General features: G+C 62.6%; 19 protein-coding genes. 9 read left to right on the top strand and 10 right to left on the bottom strand.

Translation table 11 applies throughout. From position 1 onward, the window contains the following. Positions 1–16 precede the first annotated feature (16 nt). The 6 genes from ACJ2A4_RS07440 to ureG are packed head-to-tail and all read left to right on the top strand — an operon-like array spanning position 17 to position 4134. On the top strand, positions 17–319 hold the full coding sequence (locus tag ACJ2A4_RS07440; RefSeq protein WP_077803551.1) for an urease subunit gamma: 303 nt from the start codon (positions 17–19) through the stop codon (positions 317–319). Further along, positions 303–647 carry an urease subunit beta gene (locus ACJ2A4_RS07435; protein WP_408872342.1) on the top strand — a complete coding sequence of 115 codons (345 nt, stop codon included), beginning with the start codon at positions 303–305 and terminating at the stop codon, positions 645–647. Before ACJ2A4_RS07440 ends, ACJ2A4_RS07435 begins: the two co-directional genes overlap by 17 nt. Next, positions 644–2350, top strand: coding sequence for an urease subunit alpha (ureC, locus tag ACJ2A4_RS07430; protein ID WP_408872341.1), 1707 nt, complete (start codon positions 644–646; stop codon positions 2348–2350). The genes ACJ2A4_RS07435 and ureC overlap by 4 nt, the downstream gene beginning before the upstream one ends. Further along, entirely contained in the window at positions 2350–2844 is a 495-nt protein-coding gene (locus ACJ2A4_RS07425; RefSeq protein WP_408872340.1) for an urease accessory protein UreE, read from the top strand. Before ureC ends, ACJ2A4_RS07425 begins: the two co-directional genes overlap by 1 nt. Further along, a complete protein-coding gene (locus tag ACJ2A4_RS07420) occupies positions 2837–3523 on the top strand; it encodes an urease accessory protein UreF (RefSeq protein WP_408874123.1) in 687 nt (228 codons plus the stop codon). The genes ACJ2A4_RS07425 and ACJ2A4_RS07420 overlap by 8 nt, the downstream gene beginning before the upstream one ends. Then, positions 3520–4134: an urease accessory protein UreG gene (gene ureG / locus ACJ2A4_RS07415; protein WP_077803555.1), complete on the top strand. Its 615-nt coding sequence runs from the start codon at positions 3520–3522 to the stop codon at positions 4132–4134. Before ACJ2A4_RS07420 ends, ureG begins: the two co-directional genes overlap by 4 nt. Positions 4135–4177: 43 nt before the next feature. Here the strand turns inward: ureG and ACJ2A4_RS07410 are convergent, their stop codons facing one another. From ACJ2A4_RS07410 to ACJ2A4_RS07370, 9 genes are all read right to left on the bottom strand, one after another. Then, positions 4178–5248: an ornithine cyclodeaminase gene (locus tag ACJ2A4_RS07410; protein ID WP_408872339.1), complete on the bottom strand. Its 1071-nt coding sequence runs from the start codon at positions 5246–5248 to the stop codon at positions 4178–4180. A 1-nt stretch (position 5249) separates the two neighbouring features. Next, complete coding sequence (gene rocF / locus ACJ2A4_RS07405; RefSeq protein WP_408872338.1) at positions 5250–6173, bottom strand: arginase; 924 nt, start codon at positions 6171–6173, stop codon at positions 5250–5252. Between the two features lie 33 nt (positions 6174–6206). Next, entirely contained in the window at positions 6207–7013 is an 807-nt protein-coding gene (locus ACJ2A4_RS07400) for an ABC transporter ATP-binding protein (RefSeq protein ID WP_408872337.1), read from the bottom strand. 31 nt (positions 7014–7044) lie between these two features. Next, complete coding sequence (locus ACJ2A4_RS07395) at positions 7045–7728, bottom strand: ABC transporter permease (protein WP_408872336.1); 684 nt, start codon at positions 7726–7728, stop codon at positions 7045–7047. A gap of 1 nt (position 7729) precedes the next feature. Then, positions 7730–8443 (bottom strand): ABC transporter permease, encoded by a 714-nt coding sequence (locus ACJ2A4_RS07390; RefSeq protein WP_408872335.1) that lies wholly within the window; start codon positions 8441–8443, stop codon positions 7730–7732. Then, entirely contained in the window at positions 8440–9585 is a 1146-nt protein-coding gene (locus tag ACJ2A4_RS07385; protein ID WP_408872334.1) for an NAD(P)/FAD-dependent oxidoreductase, read from the bottom strand. Before ACJ2A4_RS07385 ends, ACJ2A4_RS07390 begins: the two co-directional genes overlap by 4 nt. After that, complete coding sequence (locus ACJ2A4_RS07380; RefSeq protein WP_408872333.1) at positions 9569–11095, bottom strand: FAD-dependent oxidoreductase; 1527 nt, start codon at positions 11093–11095, stop codon at positions 9569–9571. The genes ACJ2A4_RS07385 and ACJ2A4_RS07380 overlap by 17 nt, the downstream gene beginning before the upstream one ends. Then, positions 11092–11397: a (2Fe-2S)-binding protein gene (locus ACJ2A4_RS07375; RefSeq protein ID WP_408872332.1), complete on the bottom strand. Its 306-nt coding sequence runs from the start codon at positions 11395–11397 to the stop codon at positions 11092–11094. The genes ACJ2A4_RS07380 and ACJ2A4_RS07375 overlap by 4 nt, the downstream gene beginning before the upstream one ends. A 67-nt stretch (positions 11398–11464) precedes the next feature. Continuing rightward, complete coding sequence (locus tag ACJ2A4_RS07370; RefSeq protein ID WP_408872331.1) at positions 11465–12316, bottom strand: transporter substrate-binding domain-containing protein; 852 nt, start codon at positions 12314–12316, stop codon at positions 11465–11467. Between the two features lie 121 nt (positions 12317–12437). Between ACJ2A4_RS07370 and ACJ2A4_RS07365 the strand changes: the two genes are divergently transcribed. The 3 genes from ACJ2A4_RS07365 to ACJ2A4_RS07355 all read left to right on the top strand — a co-directional run bounded on the left by ACJ2A4_RS07365 (position 12438) and on the right by ACJ2A4_RS07355 (position 15554). After that, positions 12438–13319 carry a LysR family transcriptional regulator gene (locus ACJ2A4_RS07365; RefSeq protein ID WP_062507226.1) on the top strand — a complete coding sequence of 294 codons (882 nt, stop codon included), beginning with the start codon at positions 12438–12440 and terminating at the stop codon, positions 13317–13319. 73 nt (positions 13320–13392) lie between these two features. Further along, positions 13393–14604 carry a Na+/H+ antiporter NhaA gene (gene nhaA, locus ACJ2A4_RS07360; RefSeq protein WP_408872330.1) on the top strand — a complete coding sequence of 404 codons (1212 nt, stop codon included), beginning with the start codon at positions 13393–13395 and terminating at the stop codon, positions 14602–14604. 89 nt (positions 14605–14693) lie between these two features. Further along, positions 14694–15554: a glucose 1-dehydrogenase gene (locus ACJ2A4_RS07355; protein ID WP_408872329.1), complete on the top strand. Its 861-nt coding sequence runs from the start codon at positions 14694–14696 to the stop codon at positions 15552–15554. A 54-nt stretch (positions 15555–15608) separates the two neighbouring features. Here ACJ2A4_RS07355 and ACJ2A4_RS07350 read toward each other — a convergent pair whose 3' ends face one another. After that, on the bottom strand, positions 15609–17855 hold the full coding sequence (locus tag ACJ2A4_RS07350; RefSeq protein WP_408872328.1) for a xanthine dehydrogenase family protein molybdopterin-binding subunit: 2247 nt from the start codon (positions 17853–17855) through the stop codon (positions 15609–15611). Between the last annotated feature and the right edge of the window lie 8 nt (positions 17856–17863).

Below are 17863 nucleotides of genomic sequence, written 5' to 3'. Positions count from 1 at the left end.
CGGAACGGAGCAGGACATGAAACTTACCCCCCGTGAAAAGGACAAGCTGCTGGTGGCGATGGCGGCAAACGTCGCGCGTCGACGGCTGGAACGCGGTGTCGTGCTCAATTATCCGGAAGCCGTAGCTCTCATCACCGATCACGTTGTCGAAGGCGCACGGGACGGAAAAAGCGTGTCCGAACTCATGGCCAGCGGCGGCCGCGTTCTGACGCGCGACCAAGTCATGCAGGGCGTGGCCGAAATGATTCATGACGTGCAGGTGGAAGCAACCTTCCCCGATGGCACAAAGCTGGTGACCGTTCATGACCCGATACGCTGAATCCCTCGCCGCCGGGGCCATTCCCGGTGAAATCCTTCCCGCTGAAGGCGAGATCGTCCTCAATGAAGGCCAGCCGCGCCGGACGCTTCTGGTGACGAATACCGGCAACCGGCCGGTGCAGGTCGGCAGCCATTATCATTTTGCCGAGGTCAATCCGGCCCTGAAATTCGACCGCGCACAGGCGACAGGGTGGCGTCTCGATGTGGCGTCGGGCGGGGCCATCCGGTTTGAACCGGGACAGGACCGCGAAGTCACGCTCGTCCCCCTGCGTGGCCTGCGGCGCGTCGTGGGCTTCCGGGGCAATGTCATGGGGAGTGTGGATCAGTGATGCGTCTTTCCAGACATGACTATGCCGGACAGTTCGGCCCCACGGTCGGCGACCGCCTGCGCCTCGCCGATACCGCGCTGCTCGTCGAGATCGAGCGCGACCACACGATCTATGGCGAGGAAGTCCGCTTCGGCGGCGGCAAGACCATCCGTGACGGCATGGGCCAGTCGCAGGTCACGCGGGAAGAGGGCGCTGCGGATACCGTCATCACGAACGCCGTCATCATCGATCACTGGGGGATCGTGAAGGCGGATGTTGCACTGCGCGACGGGCGGATCGCAGCCATCGGCAAGGCGGGCAACCCCGATATCCAGCCGGGCGTGGACATCATCATCGGTCCGGGCACGGAAATCATCGCGGGCGAGGGCAAGATCCTGACCGCCGGCGGGATCGACAGTCATATCCATTTCATCTGCCCGCAGCAGATCGAGGAAGCACTGGCATCGGGCATCACGACCATGCTCGGCGGCGGCACCGGCCCCGCGACCGGCACGGCTGCCACAACCTGCACACCCGGCCCATGGCATCTGGCGCGGATGCTTCAGGCGGCGGAAGCCTTCCCGGTCAATCTGGCGTTCGCGGGCAAAGGCAACGCCTCCCGCCCGGACGGGCTGGAGGAAATGGTGCGCGCCGGGGCCTGCTGCCTCAAACTGCATGAAGACTGGGGCTCAACCCCCGCCGCCATCGACTGCTGCCTGAGCGTTGCGGACCGCATGGACGTGCAGGTCATGATCCATACCGATACGCTGAATGAAAGCGGCTTCGTCGAGGACACGATCGCCGCCTTTCAGGGCCGCACGATCCACGCCTTCCATACGGAAGGCGCGGGCGGGGGCCATGCGCCGGACATCATCCGCGTGGCTGGCCTGCCCAACGTCCTGCCGTCCTCGACCAACCCCACGCGCCCGTTCACCGTCAACACGCTGGACGAACATCTGGACATGCTGATGGTCTGCCATCACCTGGACCAGCGCGTGCCGGAAGACATCGCCTTCGCCGAAAGCCGCATCCGCCGCGAGACGATCGCCGCCGAGGACATTTTTCATGACATGGGCGTGCTCTCGATGATGTCGTCGGACAGTCAGGCCATGGGCCGCGTGGGCGAAGTCCCGCTGCGCACATGGCAGACGGCCCATAAAATGAAAATCCAGCGCGGCTCTCTGGCCGGGGATGGTGCTGCGGATAATGCCCGCGTGAAGCGCTATATCGCCAAATACACCATCAACCCCGCCATCTCGCATGGCCTGTCCCATGAAGTCGGATCAATCGAAGTCGGCAAGCTCGCGGATCTGGTCCTGTGGGACCCCGCTTTCTTCGGCGTCAAACCCGATCTGGTCATCAAGGGCGGCGCCATCGTCTATGCGATGATGGGCGATCCCAACGCGTCGATCCCCACGCCGCAGCCCGTGCATGGCCGCATGATGTTCGGCGGCTATGGCGGCGCGCTGACCCATACCAGCCTGACCTTCGTGTCACAGGCCGCGCTGGAAGACGATATCGGCAAAAAGCTGGGTCTGCGCCGGCCGCTCTCGGCAGTCTCGAACGTGCGCGGCGGGATCGGCAAGCGCAGCATGATCCATAACGACGCCATGCCCCATATCGAAGTCGATCCCGAAACCTATGAAGTGCGGGCCGATGGCGTGCTCCTGACCTGTGAGCCCGCCGAAGTCCTGCCCATGGCCCAGAGGTATTTCCTGTTCTGATGACCCAAATCCTGGATATCCTTCCCGCCGGAAGCTGGCCCGAAGCCGAAGCCAGCGGCACCTTCGCCGCCGATTACGAAGGGCGGCACCGTCGCCGGATGATGCTGACCCTGCAGAACGGTGAGAAAATCCGGCTGGAGCTGGAACATGCCCGCCTGCTTCAGGCCGGAGAGGGGCTGCGTCTGGAGGATGGCCGCATCATCCGCGTGGAAGCCCTGCCCGAAGAGCTGATGGAAGTCACGGCCCACAGCCCCCTGCAACTGCTTCAGCTCGCATGGCATCTGGGCAACCGCCACCTGCCCGCCGCCATTTCGGAACACGCCATCCTCGTGCGCCGCGATCATGTTATCGCCGACATGATCCATGGTCTGGGCGGACATGTGCGCATGGTGGAAGCGCCGTTCGACCCGGAAAGCGGAGCCTATGCCTCCCGAGCGGGCGGCCACGAGCCGCACCACCACGGGGACGGGCACCATCACCACACGCATGACTGAAACCCCGCTCCCGCAGACAGGCGCCGCCTTCCTGCGCCTCCTGTCATGGGTGTCGCCAGCCTTTCCGACGGGCGGATATGCCTACAGCCACGGTCTGGAATGGGCGGTGGAAAGCGGAGACGTCACGGATGTCGCAACCCTCTGCGACTGGATTGGCTGCCTGCTGGAGCACGGCGCGCCGGGCAGCGACCTGATCGTTCTTCAGGAAGCGTGGAAGACTGCTCACGACATGCCCCGCCTGCGCGATCTGGCGGAATTGGCCTGCGCCTGCGCCTCATCGCGGGAGCGCTATGACGAAACAGTCTATCAGGGCGAAGCCTTCTTCAAGGCCGCATCCGTCTGGCCGGTCACGCCCGATCCGTCCGAACTGCGCGGTACGCGCTGGCCGCTGCCGGTCGCGCAGGGGCTGGTCTTCCGGCGGGGCGGTCTGGCGCTGGAACAGGCGCTGCTCTCGGGTGGATACGCCACCATCGCCGCTCTCGTCTCAGCAGCCGTGCGCCTCGTGCCACTGGGACAGACGGACGGCCTGCATGCGCTGGCCCGGCTGGAACCGCTTCTCTTGCGCGCCGTAACCGTCACGAAAAACCGGACCCTGGACGATGTCGGGGGCGCCTGCTTCCGCTCCGACCTCGCGGCCATGCATCACGAAACCCAGACAACAAGGTTGTTCAGAACATGACAAAAGCAAAACACGGCCCGCTGCGGGTCGGGATCGGCGGTCCGGTCGGAACGGGCAAGACGGCGCTGATGGATGCCCTGTGCCGGACCTTCCGCGACGACTACAACATCGCTGCCATCACGAACGACATCTACACGCGCGAAGATGCCGAGTTCCTGACCCGCGCGGGCTCTTTGCCGCCGGAACGGATCAAGGGGATCGAAACGGGCGGCTGCCCCCACACGGCCATCCGCGAAGACGCCAGCATCAATCTGGCGGGCATCGCCGAACTGACGGAGCGCTTCGAGGGGCTGGATCTGGTTCTGGTGGAAAGCGGCGGCGACAATCTGGCCGCGACCTTCAGCCCCGAACTGGCGGATCTGACGATCTATGTGATCGATGTCTCGGCCGGGGACAAAATCCCCCGCAAGGGCGGCCCCGGCATTACCCGGAGCGACCTGCTGGTCATTAACAAGATTGATCTTGCGCCTTATGTCGGTGCTGATCTGGGCGTGATGGACCGCGACAGCAAAAAGATGCGCGGCACACGGCCCTTCGTCTTCGCCAATATCCGCGCGGGCGAGGGCGTGCCTGAAATCGCCCGCTTCATCGTCGAACAGGGCGGCCTCTGAAGGCCGCTTCTGGCTGCCCCGACGCGGCAGCCAGAAGCCTGTCTCAGGGCGTGTCAGCGCCCTTGGAGCGCTGGAGCATTCCGAACAGATCGCGCGGATCATCCGGATCGGCGAGCATGTCCAGCTTCTCGTACAGGCCGGTTGCGTCCAGCTTGTCGCGCACATAGCGCAAGGCCGAGAAGTCCTCGATCGCAAAGCCCACGGAATCAAACAGCGTGATCTGGCTGTCACTGGCGCGGCCCTTCGCTTCGCCGTTGATGACCTGCCACAGCTCCGTTACCGGATGATCTTCGGGCAACTGCTGGATTTCGCCTTCGATATGCGTCTGCGGCGGATATTCCGCAAAGATGGAGGACCGCAGCAGAATATCGCGCTGAAGCTCCGTCTTGCCCGGGCAGTCCCCACCCACAGCGTTGATGTGAATGCCCGCGCCAACCATGTTGTCCGACAGGATCGTCGCGCACTGCTTGTCAGCCGTGACGGTCGTGATGATGTCCGCCCCGTCCACGGCCTCCTCACTGCTGTCGCAGATCGTGATGTCAAAGCCCTGTCCGCTCAGGTTGCGGGCGCATTTCTCCGACGCCGTCCGGTCCAGATCATACAGCCGCAGCGCCCGGATCCCGACGATCTCGCGGAACGCCATCGCCTGGAACTCGGACTGCGCGCCATTGCCGATGATGGCCATCGTTTTCGCGTTTGCCGGTGCGAGATATTTCGCAGCCATGGCCGACGTCGCCGCCGTGCGCAGGGCCGTCAGCAGCGTCATTTCGGACAGAAGCATTGGATAACCCGAAGCCACATCCGCCAGCATGCCGAACGCCGTGACCGTCTGAAGGCCTTCCTTCGTGTTCTTGGGATGGCCGTTGACGTATTTGAATCCATAGAGGCTGCTGTCGCTCGTCGGCATTAGTTCGATGACGCCTTCAGCCGAATGCGCGGCCACACGCGGGGTCTTGTCGAATTCCGGCCAGCGCTTGAAGTCGGCTTCAAGATACTCCGCAAGCTCGCGCAGGAAAGTTTCGATCCCGATGGTGTGGACCAGCGCCATCATGTTTTCGACCGAGACGAACGGCACGAAGGCGAGATGGGACGGGGCAGGGGCGAAGGAAGTCATCTCAGTAGGTCCTTGTCTTGCGTTCGAGAACACGGCGGCCAAAGAGGCTGGCGGCCAGATCGGTCATGAGCAGGGCGGTCTTGGCGCGGACGTCGAGGAACGGATTGAGTTCCGCCAGATCCAGCGATGTCACGAGCCCGCTGTCATGCAGCATTTCCATAATGAGATGCGCCTCACGGAAGGTCGCACCGCCATTGACGGTCGTGCCCACGGCCGGTGCGATGTCCGGATCAAGAAAATCCACGTCCAGGCTGACATGCAGGCGCCCATTGGCAGCGCGGACGCGGTCCAGAAAGCTGTTCAGCGGTCCGACGATGCCCTGCTCGTCAATGGCGCGCATGTCGAAGACGGTGATGCCGATTTCCGCGACATGGCGTTTCTCGGCCTGATCGACCGAGCGGATACCCATCATGCACATGTTGTGCGGATCGACGGGTGCCGCAGGCGGCGGAAAGCCCTCGAATCCGGACTGGCCCGTGAAATAGGCGACAGGCGTGCCGTGCAGGTTGCCGCTGGTGGTCGTGTGCAGTGTATGCAGGTCGGTATGCGCATCCAGCCACAGGACGAACTGGGGCTGCTCCAGATCCTGCGCATGACGCGCCACACCCGAAACCGTCCCGGCGGACATGGAGTGATCCCCGCCCAGGAAAATCGGGAAATCGCAGGCCTTCGCCATCTCATAGGCCCGCTCACCGACGCTTTTCGTCCAGGCGATGATCGCGTCCAGATTGCGCACGGCGGGGTTGGAATGGCTCACATCCGGCATCGCGGCGGGTACGGCGTCTCCCACATCCTCAACCTGCCATCCAAGCTCCTGCAGGATTTCGGGCAGTCCCGCGATGCGAAAGGCCGTTGGGCCCATGATGCAGCCTCTTTCAGAGGTTCCGCTTTGGATGGGGACACCCAGGATCTGGCACGTCTTCATCTCAACTCCTTTCCGATACTCGGCGCCAGGGCTTCAGCCCTGACGCGAAAAATGGCTGACAAACCTGTCGAAGCGCTCATCCATACCGCCTTTGAACAGATCCTGCGGGGCACCCTGGGCGCGGACGGTTCCTTTTTCCAGAAACACGACCCGGCTTGAGACGTCCCGTGCGAACGCCATTTCATGCGTGACAATCAGCATGGTCCTGCCCTCGGCCGCCAGCCCCTGCATGACTTTGAGCACTTCCCCGACCAGTTCCGGGTCCAGCGCGGAGGTCGGCTCGTCGAACAGCAGGACGCGCGGACGCATGACGATGGCGCGGGCAATCGCGACCCGCTGCTGCTGCCCGCCGGAGAGCTGGGACGGATAATAATCCGCCCGGTTCAGCAGGCCCACGCGGTCCAGCTCCTTTTCGGCTTCCTCACGCACCTCCTGTCGGTTGCGTCCCTGAACATGGACCGGGCCTTCCATGACGTTCTGCAGCACGGTCCGGTGGCTCCAGAGGCAGAAGTTCTGGAACACCATGCCGACCTGCGACCGCAGGCGGTTGACCTGCCGCGCATCCGCAATCTGCCGCTCTGCGTCTTTCATGCGGAAACGGACGTCCTCGCCCAGCACATTGAGCGCGCCGCCCGAAGGGACTTCCAGAAGGTTCAGACAGCGCAGGAACGTGGATTTTCCTGAGCCGGAAGCGCCCAGGATCGAAATCACCTCGCCTTCATGCGCGTCCAGATCAACGCCCCGCAGGACGTCCAGGGCGCCATAGCGTTTCGTCAGGCCGGTGGCGCTGATGACGGGGGAGGCGGACAGGGCCCCTGTGGCGGACTGGATCGGTTCCATGGAAACTCCGGAAAAGACGGGGGCGTCTGGGTCAGACCCGGCGACAGGGCGTGAGGCGGCGTTCAAGGAGATGGACTCCCGTGGCAATCACGAAGGTCAACGCAAGATAGATCACACCCGCGACCGTGAAGATTTCTTCCGAACGATAGGTCTTCGAGACCAGCCTGTAAGCCAGACCCGTAACATCCATCAGCGTAATCACACTGGCGAGCGACGTTGCTTTGAGAAGCAGGATGGCCTCGTTGCCGTAATTCGCCAGCCCGTATTGCAGAGCCTGCGGCCAGATGATCCGCCGGCGCAGCAGCAGTCCGGACATGCCCATCGCGCGCGCCGCCTCGATCTCCCGCGCGGGAACGGCCGCGATGGCGCCACGGATGATTTCCGCGCCATAGGCCGAGGTGTTGAGCGAGAGCGCAAGAACGGCGCACCAATAGGCCTGCTGCAGGAACGACCAGGCAAAGGACGCCCGCAGAAAATCGATCTGTCCGAAGCCGTAATAGACGATGAAGATCTGCACCAGCAGCGGCGTGCCCTGAAAGAGCATCACATACAGCGCAGCCAGCCAGCGCGCCGGAGCAAACCGGCTCCTGGCCAGGGCAGCGATCCCGACCGCCAGCACAAACCCCGCGCAAAGCGACGTTGCTGCCAGCCGGAGGGTCAGCGGCACGCCTGTGAGGAGCGTCTTTGCCGTTGCGAAAAGAAAAGGCCAGTCCATCCTATCGCCCCCAGCAGCGTGCAAGACGTTTCTCGACCGTCCGGATGTCCAGCGCCGTGATCTGCCCCATGACAAGATAGAGCAGCGCAGCCACACCGTAGAACAGCAGCGGCTGCCGTGTCGCGCCCGACGCAATCGTGGACTGCCGCAGAAGCTCGACAAGCCCGATGATGGACAAAAGCGCCGTTTCCTTCAGGACGGACTGCCAGATATTACCCAGCGCAGGCAGCGCAAACCGCAGGGTCTGCGGTGCTATGACACGCCACAGCAGGACAAAGCTGGACATGCCGCAGGCCTTGCCCGCTTCGATCTGCCCGCGCTCCAGCCGCAGATAAGCGCTGCGATAGGCTTCGGTCTGATAGGCCTCCGAAACCAGCCCGATGGCCACGACACCGATGATGAAAGAGGGCAAGGAGAAGAACCCCGGAAACCCCGCCAGATGCATCAGGTGCGTCAGGGCAAGCGAGCCCCCGAAATAGAACAGATAGACGACGAGGATCTCCGGAATCCCGCGAAAAACCGTCGTGTAAAAAGTGCCAACCCCCCGCAGGCTCCGCGACGACGCCAGCTTGAGCGCTGCCCCTGCCGCTCCAAGCAGACTGCCCAGCGCAAAGCTGCACACCGCCGCCACGAGCGTCAGCCCGGCCGCCAGCAGCAGGAGCCTCCCCCAGCCTTCCGGGCCAAACCCGATGAGCGTGAAGGCCGGTGTGCTCACGCGGCGTCTCCCGCATCAAAGCGCCTGCCGCTGAACGGCGCAAGCAACGGATCAACCGTCCCGCTGACCAGAGAGCGTCCCACAACATCGCCCACCGCCGGCGAAAGCTGGAACCCATGCCCGCAGAACCCGAAGACATGCCACAGATCCGGCGTGCCTTCGCCCGGCCCGATCACGGGAATCCCGTCCGGCGTCGCGCCTTCAAGCCCGGTCCATGTCCGCAGGACCGGCACATGCGCCAGGCCCGGGAAGGCTTCGAGTGTGGCGGCCGCGCCCTCGGGCATCCGGTCCATGACGGTAAAGGACGTGTCGTGATCCGCACAGGGTTTCCCAAGAATGCCCCCGCCGATCACCAGCGACCCCACGGCGCTCTGCTTGAAAGACAGCGGACGGTCGATCCCGATAACAACGGGTTCCAGGAATGGCTGCGCCCGTGCCGTGACCATCATGGAGGGGGCGACCACCTTCAGCGGCAGCGTCTGCCCCGCCATGGCCGCCACCTGCGCGCCCCAGGCCCCGGCACAGTTGACCAGCACGCCCGCCTCATACCGCCCCGACGATGCCGTAACGGACCAGCCGCCGCCCGGCAGGCGGTCGAGGCCCAGAACACGGCAGTTCTCGACGATCTTTGCGCCCGCCGCCATGGCGGCCTGCCTGAAAGCCCGGGTCGACGCAGCCGGATTGGCATGTCCGTCCCCGCGCGAAACAAGCCCGCCCAGAGCCTGATCCGTCAGACCGGGCAGCATCTTCCGGACTTCCGTGGCCGAGAGAAGCTCTTCCGCCCCCAGCCCCCGCCGTTCCATCTCCTGCACGCGGCCCAGCGTCCAGGACATTTCCGCCTCATCGAGCGCCACCGCGATCTGCCCGACGCCGAGCCGAACCTCACAGCTTTCCGCAGCCCCCGCACCAACAAGCCGGTCGAGATGCCGCCAGTGTTCCATCGCCAGTTCGGACAGCGGATATTCCCGCCAGTCCCGCATCAGCGTGCGCAGGCCCCCGGCATTGACGCTGGAGGCATGACGCCCGGCGACATTCTTGTCGAGCAGCGTGACACGCCAGCCCGCACGCGCCAGGAACAGGGCGATCGAACAGCCCTGAAGTCCGGCACCGATGATCAGGGCGGTTTCATTCTGCCGGGGCATCGACCGTATCCTCTGATGCATTTTCGGGCTTGTCTTCGAGTGTCAGCCGGATGGTGGCTCGGGGGTCAAGACCCGACAGCGTCGCTACCGCTCCAAGCGGGATCGGCCGGATCGGCGGCCGTCCCCGGAATGTTGGCGGACAACCCGTAGCACGCGTCTCATCCTGAAGCAGCCGGGCCGCCGTCACCATGCAGCTCCGGCCCTGACACGGCCCCATGCCACAGCGTGATTCGCCGCGCAGCGCATCCATGTTCCGAAAGCCCGAGCGAATCTTCTCCCGCAGATTCCCGGCCGTCAGTTCCTCGCAGCGGCAGACGATCGTGTCATCATCCGGCAGTTCCTGCGCCAGACCAGGCGGGAAAGCTGCATCCAGAAACGGACGCACGGACAGCGCCTTATCGACCGCCCGCAGAGCCCCTGCTGACGGCCCCGCACCGTGATCCAGCGCCACCAAAATGGCCTGTGCGGCCACTTTGCCATGCGCCATGGCCGCATCCGCGCCTCCGATCTTCCGGGCATCGCCCGTAACGCGCAGCACGCACGGCCCTGCGGACAGTTCCGGCGGAAGGGTAGAGGCGCCCAGCCCGTCCGGCGTCGTCGCCGGACGCCAGCTCGCATTGGGCCCGTCCCATTGCAGACGCAGCCCGGCAGCATTGGGAATGTCGATCGCAGGCACGATCCCGTCATGCACGATCAGCAAATCGCAGGGCAGCGTCTGCCGTTTTCCACCGACCGTAAAGCTCACACTCTCGACGCTCTGCGCCCCATGCGCGGCCAGGTTCTCAAGCCCTGTCACGGATTTCACACCCGCCAGCTTCAGACGCCCCAGCCAGCCCAGCCCCTTCACAAGCGGCACAAGCCCGCCCGGCCGCAGATGCCGTGCAGCCCGCACACTATCGGAAAGCCGGTCGGTCCGGCCCACCAGCGCCGGTTTGACGCCAAGCTGGTGCAACTGGTTGGCCAGCAGCAGCAGCAGCAGCAGCAGCAGCAGCAGCGGGCCCGTCCCCGCCAGAACGATCCTGCCCGAAGGCTTCAGATGCCCGGCCTTGAGCAACGTCTGCACCGCACCCGCCGTCATGACGCCAGGCAGCGTCCAGCCCAGGAACGGCACGGGCCGCTCCATCGCCCCATGCGCGAGCAGAACCTGCCGCCCCCGCACATATCCGGCGTTCATGCCCTGCAACCAGCCCACGGTTCCATCGGGCCGCACTTCCCACACGGTGGTCTGCGGCCGGTAATCAATTCCGGAAAATGCCCGGAAACGCCGGATCAGATCCGCACCCGCCCGATAGGCAGGCCCCAGCGCGGCCAGAAGGCTCTGGCCTGCCGGGCTCGTGTCGCACAGATTGGCTTCAAGGCTCCGGAAAATCTGGCCGCCGGGCGCAGGCTGCATGTCCAGTACGATGACGGAGCGGCCTGCCTCCGCCAGCGTCACCGCAGCCGCCATTCCGGACGGCCCGCAACCGACGATGATGACATCCGCATCAGGGAGAGGCGCGTTGATGCTCATGGGACGGACGGCTCCAGCGCCGGTGGCGCCCCGGCCTGCCGGCGTACCTTCATGCCGTCGCGAACCAGCGTCAGGCAGGCCTGCCGGTTCCCGATCCCGTCGATTTCGACGAGACATTCAAAGCAGTGCCCGATCATGCAGTAAGGCAGGCGTGGCGCGCCGGAGACCGGTGTCAGGCGGTTATACGGCACCCCGGCCCGCAGCAGACAGGCCGCAACGGTCTCACCCTCACGGGCTCGGACCGGCTGCCCGTCAACAGACAGGGTGACCGCATCGGTGAGGGGGGCGAGGGCTGAAAACATCTTCGGTCCCGGTTGAAGGCCAGAGGAATGGCCAAGGGAATGGGCAAAGGAGGGGCGCGTTACGGACTCATTCATGGATCGAGATATCCGTGCCGAACCATTTTTCTGACAGCTTCTGATTGGTGCCGTCGCGGTTGACGGATGTCAGGGCCGCGTCAAAGGCATTGCGCAGCGCATCATCATCCGGGCGGAACGCAATATTAGTCGTGTTCGACCCCAGCACCCCGCCCGAGAATGTCGGTCCGGTCATGACGAGCGCCCCTTTGGGGGCCGCCTCCATCATGGTCCCGAAGGTGGTAACATTAGCGATGGCAATATCGATGCGCCCGGCAATCAGCTCCAGCCCAAGCTGGTCGAGGGAAGGGTATTCCATGATCTTCAGGCCCTGCAGATAGGCATCGGCAAACCCCGCCGCCGTCGAGCCCGTCTGCACTCCGATGACCTTCCCGGACAGGGCGGTCTTCAGCTCGGCAAGGGCTGCCTGCGCCTCCTGCGGCCCGCGCGTTAGATCAAAGGGCACACCCGTATGAGCCAGACGGGTCAGGGGCCCTGTGCCCGAGGTCAGAAAACCGTTCGGCGCCCGGGTATAGGGATGCGAAAACGAGACAACTTTGCGCCGCTCGTCCGTAACGCCCATGGACGCAATGATAGCGTCGTACTGCCCCACGCGAAGCCCGGGAATGAGCCCGTTCCAGTCCTGCGTGACAACCTTGCAGGTCGCATGCATCCGCTCGCAGAGCACTTTTACGAGGTCCATTTCATACCCGGCATAGGAGCCATCCGGCTTTGCAAAGGCCCAAGGCGGATAGGTGCCTTCCGTGCCGATCGTGATGTGGCGGGGAAGATCCTCTGCGGCGGCAAGGGACGGAAAGGCCAGAAGCAGGAACGGAAGGAGCAGACATGTCGCACGAACAGACATCCATGGAGTTCCCGCTGAGACGTTTGCAAAAAAGGCTCACTCACCGCTTTATGGCGTTGAATGCGATATCGGAATATATTTCTTCTTGGCAGAAAGCATAAGCTGAGCTTACGCTTGAGGAATGCAGCCTCATCGTATTCCGTCCCTGAACTGGCTTCGCGTCTTTGATGCCGCGGCACGGCACCAGAGTTTTGCGTCCGCCGGGCGTGAACTGAACATGTCGGCTGCCGCTGTCAGCCAGCAGATCCTTGCGCTGGAGACCTATCTCAAGAAGCCCCTGTTCCTGCGCAGTGCCAACAAGGTCAGGCTGACGCAGGAAGGCAACGAGTTTCTTCCTACCGTTCAGGTTTCCCTCCGGGCCATCGAGGCGAAATCCGCTGCCCTGTTTCCCAGACGGGATGTGGAGCGCGTCTCCCTTGTTGCCAGCCAGTTGATGGCCATGAGCTGGCTGCCGCGGCGCCTGTGCGAGTTTGAAAAGAACCATCCTTCCGTGCGGGTGGACGTCATTATCGAAGACTCCCAGAGGCACCGGGAGCCGGATCTTGCCATCCGTTTCGATTATGCCATGTCGACGCGGGAGCATCCGGGATGGCTGATGGGGATCAGCCATGTTGTTGTGGGTCAGCCGCAGGATGTGGAGCGGATCACTTCGGCAAATGATGTCGTCGGTTTCAAGCTGCTTGACGTCAGGTCCCATGCAGTCGGATGGAACACGTTGCTGGCCCGCTATCCCGGTCTTTCCGACGAGCCTTCCCTGATGGTGGAATCGGTGGATATGACCCCGCTGGCGCTCATGATGGTCAAGGAAAGTTCGGCTCTGGCTCTTGTGCCCTGGCCTGCGTCCCAGAACTTGGTTGAAGCGCTGGGGCTGAGTGTCTGCACTGTTCTCCCTGCCATTTCAGGGTTGGGGAATTACTATATCGAGCAGTTTTCCGGTCATGGTGTCCGGCCGGTTATCAGAACGCTGTTTGAAGCGCTGCGTCAGTCCAGCCGGGATTCCTAATAAACGGGTACAGGACGATCCCGTATGATAGCGGCTGCTTGTACTGATGATCCGTGTCATTCAACAAGGCGGAATGACTGACTTTTCTGCCGGATCCCGCGCGTATTTCAGACGTCTTTTGTCGTCTCCTGTATGGGGGGCTTCTGCTCTTCTGATTGCGTCGCTCACAGGGCTTGTTCTGGCGAATTCACCATGGGCGTCAGCTTATGCTGGCCTGATGACATTTCCTTTGCGGCTTTCCTGGCTGGGAGCGGATGGTCCGGGGACAGTTGGTGCATGGGTGTCGGACGGGCTGATGAGCCTGTTCTTTCTGGTGGTTATTCTTGAAATTAGAAAAGAGATTGTCTCCGGGCATCTTTCGTCATTCCGCCGTATCGCCCTTCCGCTCATCGGGGCGGTGGGAGGGATGATCGTGCCTGCCCTGACATATCTGCTGGTAACATACGGGCATCCGGAGACGGTCCGGGGCTGGGCTGTTCCGGTCGCAACGGATGCCGCGTTTACGCTGCCGATCATTCTGGCCCTTGGCAGGCATGTGTCTCCGGGGGCCCGGGTCTGGCTGATGGCACTGGCCATTTTCGATGATGTTCTGGGGATCGTGGTGATTGCCCTGTTCTACGGGCATGCTCTGTATTGGCCGGCGATGGGTGCGGTCATGATCCTTACGGGCGCGCTGATCGGGGCGAACAGGGCCGGGATCATGAGCCTGTGGAGTTATGGGATCGGGGGCGGTCTGTTGTGGAGTGCGCTGCTGTATTCTGGTCTGCATCCGACACTTGCAGGTGTTGTGACCGGGTTGTGTCTGCCTGCGGGTGTGTCCGGACGGGCTGTGGGAGACGCATCTCCGCTTGAGCGGGTGGCGGCTGGGCTGGGGTCTTTCGTGACCTGGGGTGTTCTGCCGTTGTTTGGTTTCATGAATGTGGGAGTGTCGCTGACGGGTTTCCGTCCGGAAATGATGCTGAAGGCTGTTCCGCTGGGGATCATGGCAGGGCTTGTGATCGGCAAGCCGCTGGGCGTTTTTGGTGCGACATTTATCGCGACGAAGCTGAAAATTGCCGATCTTCCGGTCGCAACATCCATGAGGATGATTTTTGGTCTGTCGCTGCTTTGCGGGATCGGATTTACGATCAGTCTGTTTATTGCCGGGTTGGCTTTTTCCACGCCGGACCTCGCATCTTCCGCCAGGCTGGGCATTTTTGCCGGTTCTGTCTTTTCTGCGCTGATTGGCTGGTTGTGGCTGCGGTTTTCCATGAACTATGCGTCATCCGGGTCTGCGACAGGGTAAGTTGAGGCAACACTTGTCGGCTTCGACGGTTGATCATGGCAGAGGTGCTGCTCCCTGAAAGCGCCAGAACTCTTTTGGAGTACTGTTTCATGCCTGATCATATTCTTCCGCAATCGCAGGATCACCAGCCCGGTCTTGAAGGACTGATGAAGCCCAAGGCCATTCATATCCGGCCTGATTATCGTGGGAGCAGTAAGCTTGAGGGAAAGAAGGCCCTGATCAGTGGTGGCGATAGTGGGATCGGACGTGCTGCGGCCATCCATTTCGCCCGTGAAGGTGCGGATGTGGCGATCCTCTATCTGGAGGAACATGAGGATGCACAGGAGACTGTTCGGCTCATCGAGAAAGAAGGGCGCAAGGGGCTGGCCATTGCCGGTGATGTCTCTTCCAGTCAGGTCTGCAATGATGCGGTGGCCCGCACGGTCGAGGAGCTGGGCGGTCTCGATATTCTCGTCAACAATGCCGGCGTGCAGATTGTCGAGGAAGACATTGAAGCCATCTCCGATGAGGAATGGCAGCGCCATATGGACACCAATATCAACGGCTATTTCTATCTCGTCCGGGCGGCGCTTGCTCATCTGAAGAAGGGGAGCGCCATCGTCAACACGTCCTCCATCAATGCATTTGCGGGGAACAAGGCGCTTCTGGCCTATTCCACGACCAAGGCGGCAGAAATGGGGATGACGCGGTCTCTTGCGCTTCAACTGGTGTCTAAGGGGATCCGGGTGAATGCCGTGGCGCCGGGGCCGGTCTGGACGCCGCTTCAGCCGGCAAGCTGGGGTGTCGTTGATCCGCAGTCTGTGGCTGATCTGGGCAAGGATACGCCGATGGGGCGTTGTGGGGATCCGGCTGAGCTTGGTCCGGCCTATGTCTATCTGGCGAGCGAGGATGCGTCCTTCGTGACGGGACAGACGCTGCATGTGAATGGCGGCATGATCATCAACGGCTGAAAATGCCTTTCTGCGCCTCTTCCGGTCAGTTTATCGGAAGAGGCGCAGGGATCATCAGCTTCCGGGTGTGATGGGCAGGCTGCGGTGGCGCTGGCCTGTGGCATGGAAGATGGCATTGGCGATGGCAGCGGCTGTTCCGCACATGCCGATTTCACCCACGCCCTTGACCCCGAGCGGGCTGACTTCCCGGTCTTTTTCCTCGACGAAAAGGACGTCCATGTCCGGAATGTCGGCATGGGCCGGGATGTGATACTCGGCGAAATTGTGGTTCATGAAGCGGCCGACGCGTTCGTCCATCAGGGACTCTTCGTGAAGTGCCATGCCTGTTGCCATAACCATGGCACCGCGGACCTGACTGGCTGCAGTTTTGGGGTTCATGATGCGTCCGGCGGCGACAGCATTGACCAGTCGCGTCACGCGGACGATGCCAAGTTCCTCATCTACGCGGACTTCGCAGAAAACGGCGCTGTGAGTGAAGCGGGCTTTTCTCATCTGGCTGATGGTGCCGCGCAGGCCCGGCTTTGCTGTTTCCTCGACTTCAAGCCTGTCCTGACCTGTCAGGGACAGGGCTTCGGAGAGAGACAGTCTGAGGTTTTCATCTGCGCCTTTATCCTGAAGAAATCCGTCCTTTAGCACTGTGGTATTATTCGACAGTCCTTCCGTCAGCCAAGCGGAAATATTTCCGCTTTTGCCTACAGCCTTAAACAGCTTCTCGCGCAGGCTTTGGCAGGCGAGCCAGACAGCGGCGCCTGCGGAGGCGGCTGTCCATGAGCCGCCCTCTGTCGGGCATTCGGGGAGGGTTGAGTCGCCCAGTTCAATGTCGATCATCTCGATAGGGATGCCGAAGGCTTCCGAGGCAGTCTGGGCCAGGATCGTGTAGGTTCCGGTTCCGATATCGGAGGCAGCAGTTGCGATATGCAGGCGTCCGTCTGCTGTCAGTGTGGCGCGGGCCGAGGTGGGGGAGAACATCGCGTCCCAGATGCCTGTCGCCATGCCCCAGCCGATCAGCTCCTTTCCGTCACGCATGCTTTTCGGGGGCATCGGGCGGTTGTACCAGCCGAAGCGTTCCGCGCCCTCATGCATGGCTTCTTTCAACGCCTTGCTGGTCAGGGGCATGTCATGCATGGCGTCGATATCGGAATAGTTGTGCAGGCGAAAGGCCAGCGGGTCCATGTTGCAGGCATAGGCCATTTCATCGACGGCCATTTCAAAGAGATTGACGCCCGTGGCGGCTCCGGGGGCGCGCATGTCGCTGGAAGTATAGGTGTCACGCGGGGCGACTTTGTAATCGGCCGTGGCGTTGGGGCATTTGTAGTTGATCAGACCCCAGATCACGAGATTTTCCATGTTGTGCTCAAAGCGCGATGTGTCCGTCACGCCATCGACGATCATGGACTGCAACGTGCCGTCTGGCTGGGCGCCGAGCGCGATATCCATGACGGCTTCCGGACGGAAGACATGGGTGAACATCTGCGGGCGGGTCAGGGTGATCCGGACCGAGCGCTTCAGCATTTTTGCGCCCAGCGCTGCGAGGAAGACGTTGTGCTGGGCGCGCAGGCCGGAGCCGAATGCCCCGCCGACATAGGGATTGCGCACGCGGACCTGATCTTTTGAAAGGGACAGGGCGCTGGTCAAATAGGCCTGGACGGCCTGCGGACCCTGTGTCTTGTCCCAGACCGTGAAGCTGCCGTCATCCTCGGCAATGACGGTAGTTGCGTGCATCTCCATGGGATTGTGATGCTCGGGGGCTAGGTGATAGCGCCCTTCGACCTTGATCGGGCTGAGGGCATAGGCCTCGGCGGCGTTTCCGCGTGATTTGGGCGGCACGTAATTGCTGCGGGTTTTGCCTGGCATGTATTTCTGGTGCAGGGACGCTTCAAAATCCGCGTTATGTGGCCAGCGTTCGTAATCCACTTCGAGGAGCATGGCGGCTTCACGGGCGGCTTCAAATGTCTCTGCGAGGACGACGGCGACGGGCTGGCCGTTGAAGCTGATTTCCGCGTCATGGAGTGGTCTGTAGGGAGAGCCGGGGACGCCCAGACCATCCATATAGGATTTCTCAAAAAGCGCGCTGTGGGGGCGGTTGAGATGCGTCATGATCTCCACCACGCCCGGCACCGCGCGGGCGGCCTCGTCCCGGATTGCCTCGATCCGGCCGCGGGCGATGGGGCTGTTGACGATGAAGCCGTACAGCATGCCGGCAGGATGCGGTTCGGCGGCGTAGCGGGCCTGTCCCGTCACCTTGGCGAGGCCGTCGATCCGGGAGACGGGCTGTCCGATTTTTGCTGAATGGAGGGTCATACCCGGGT

The organism is Gluconobacter roseus (assembly GCF_046058915.1).
Taxonomy (GTDB): Bacteria; Pseudomonadota; Alphaproteobacteria; order Acetobacterales; family Acetobacteraceae; genus Gluconobacter; species Gluconobacter roseus_A.
The sequence above is the reverse complement of the archived record's forward strand: the minus strand, read 5'-3'. Positions and strand labels throughout refer to the sequence as shown.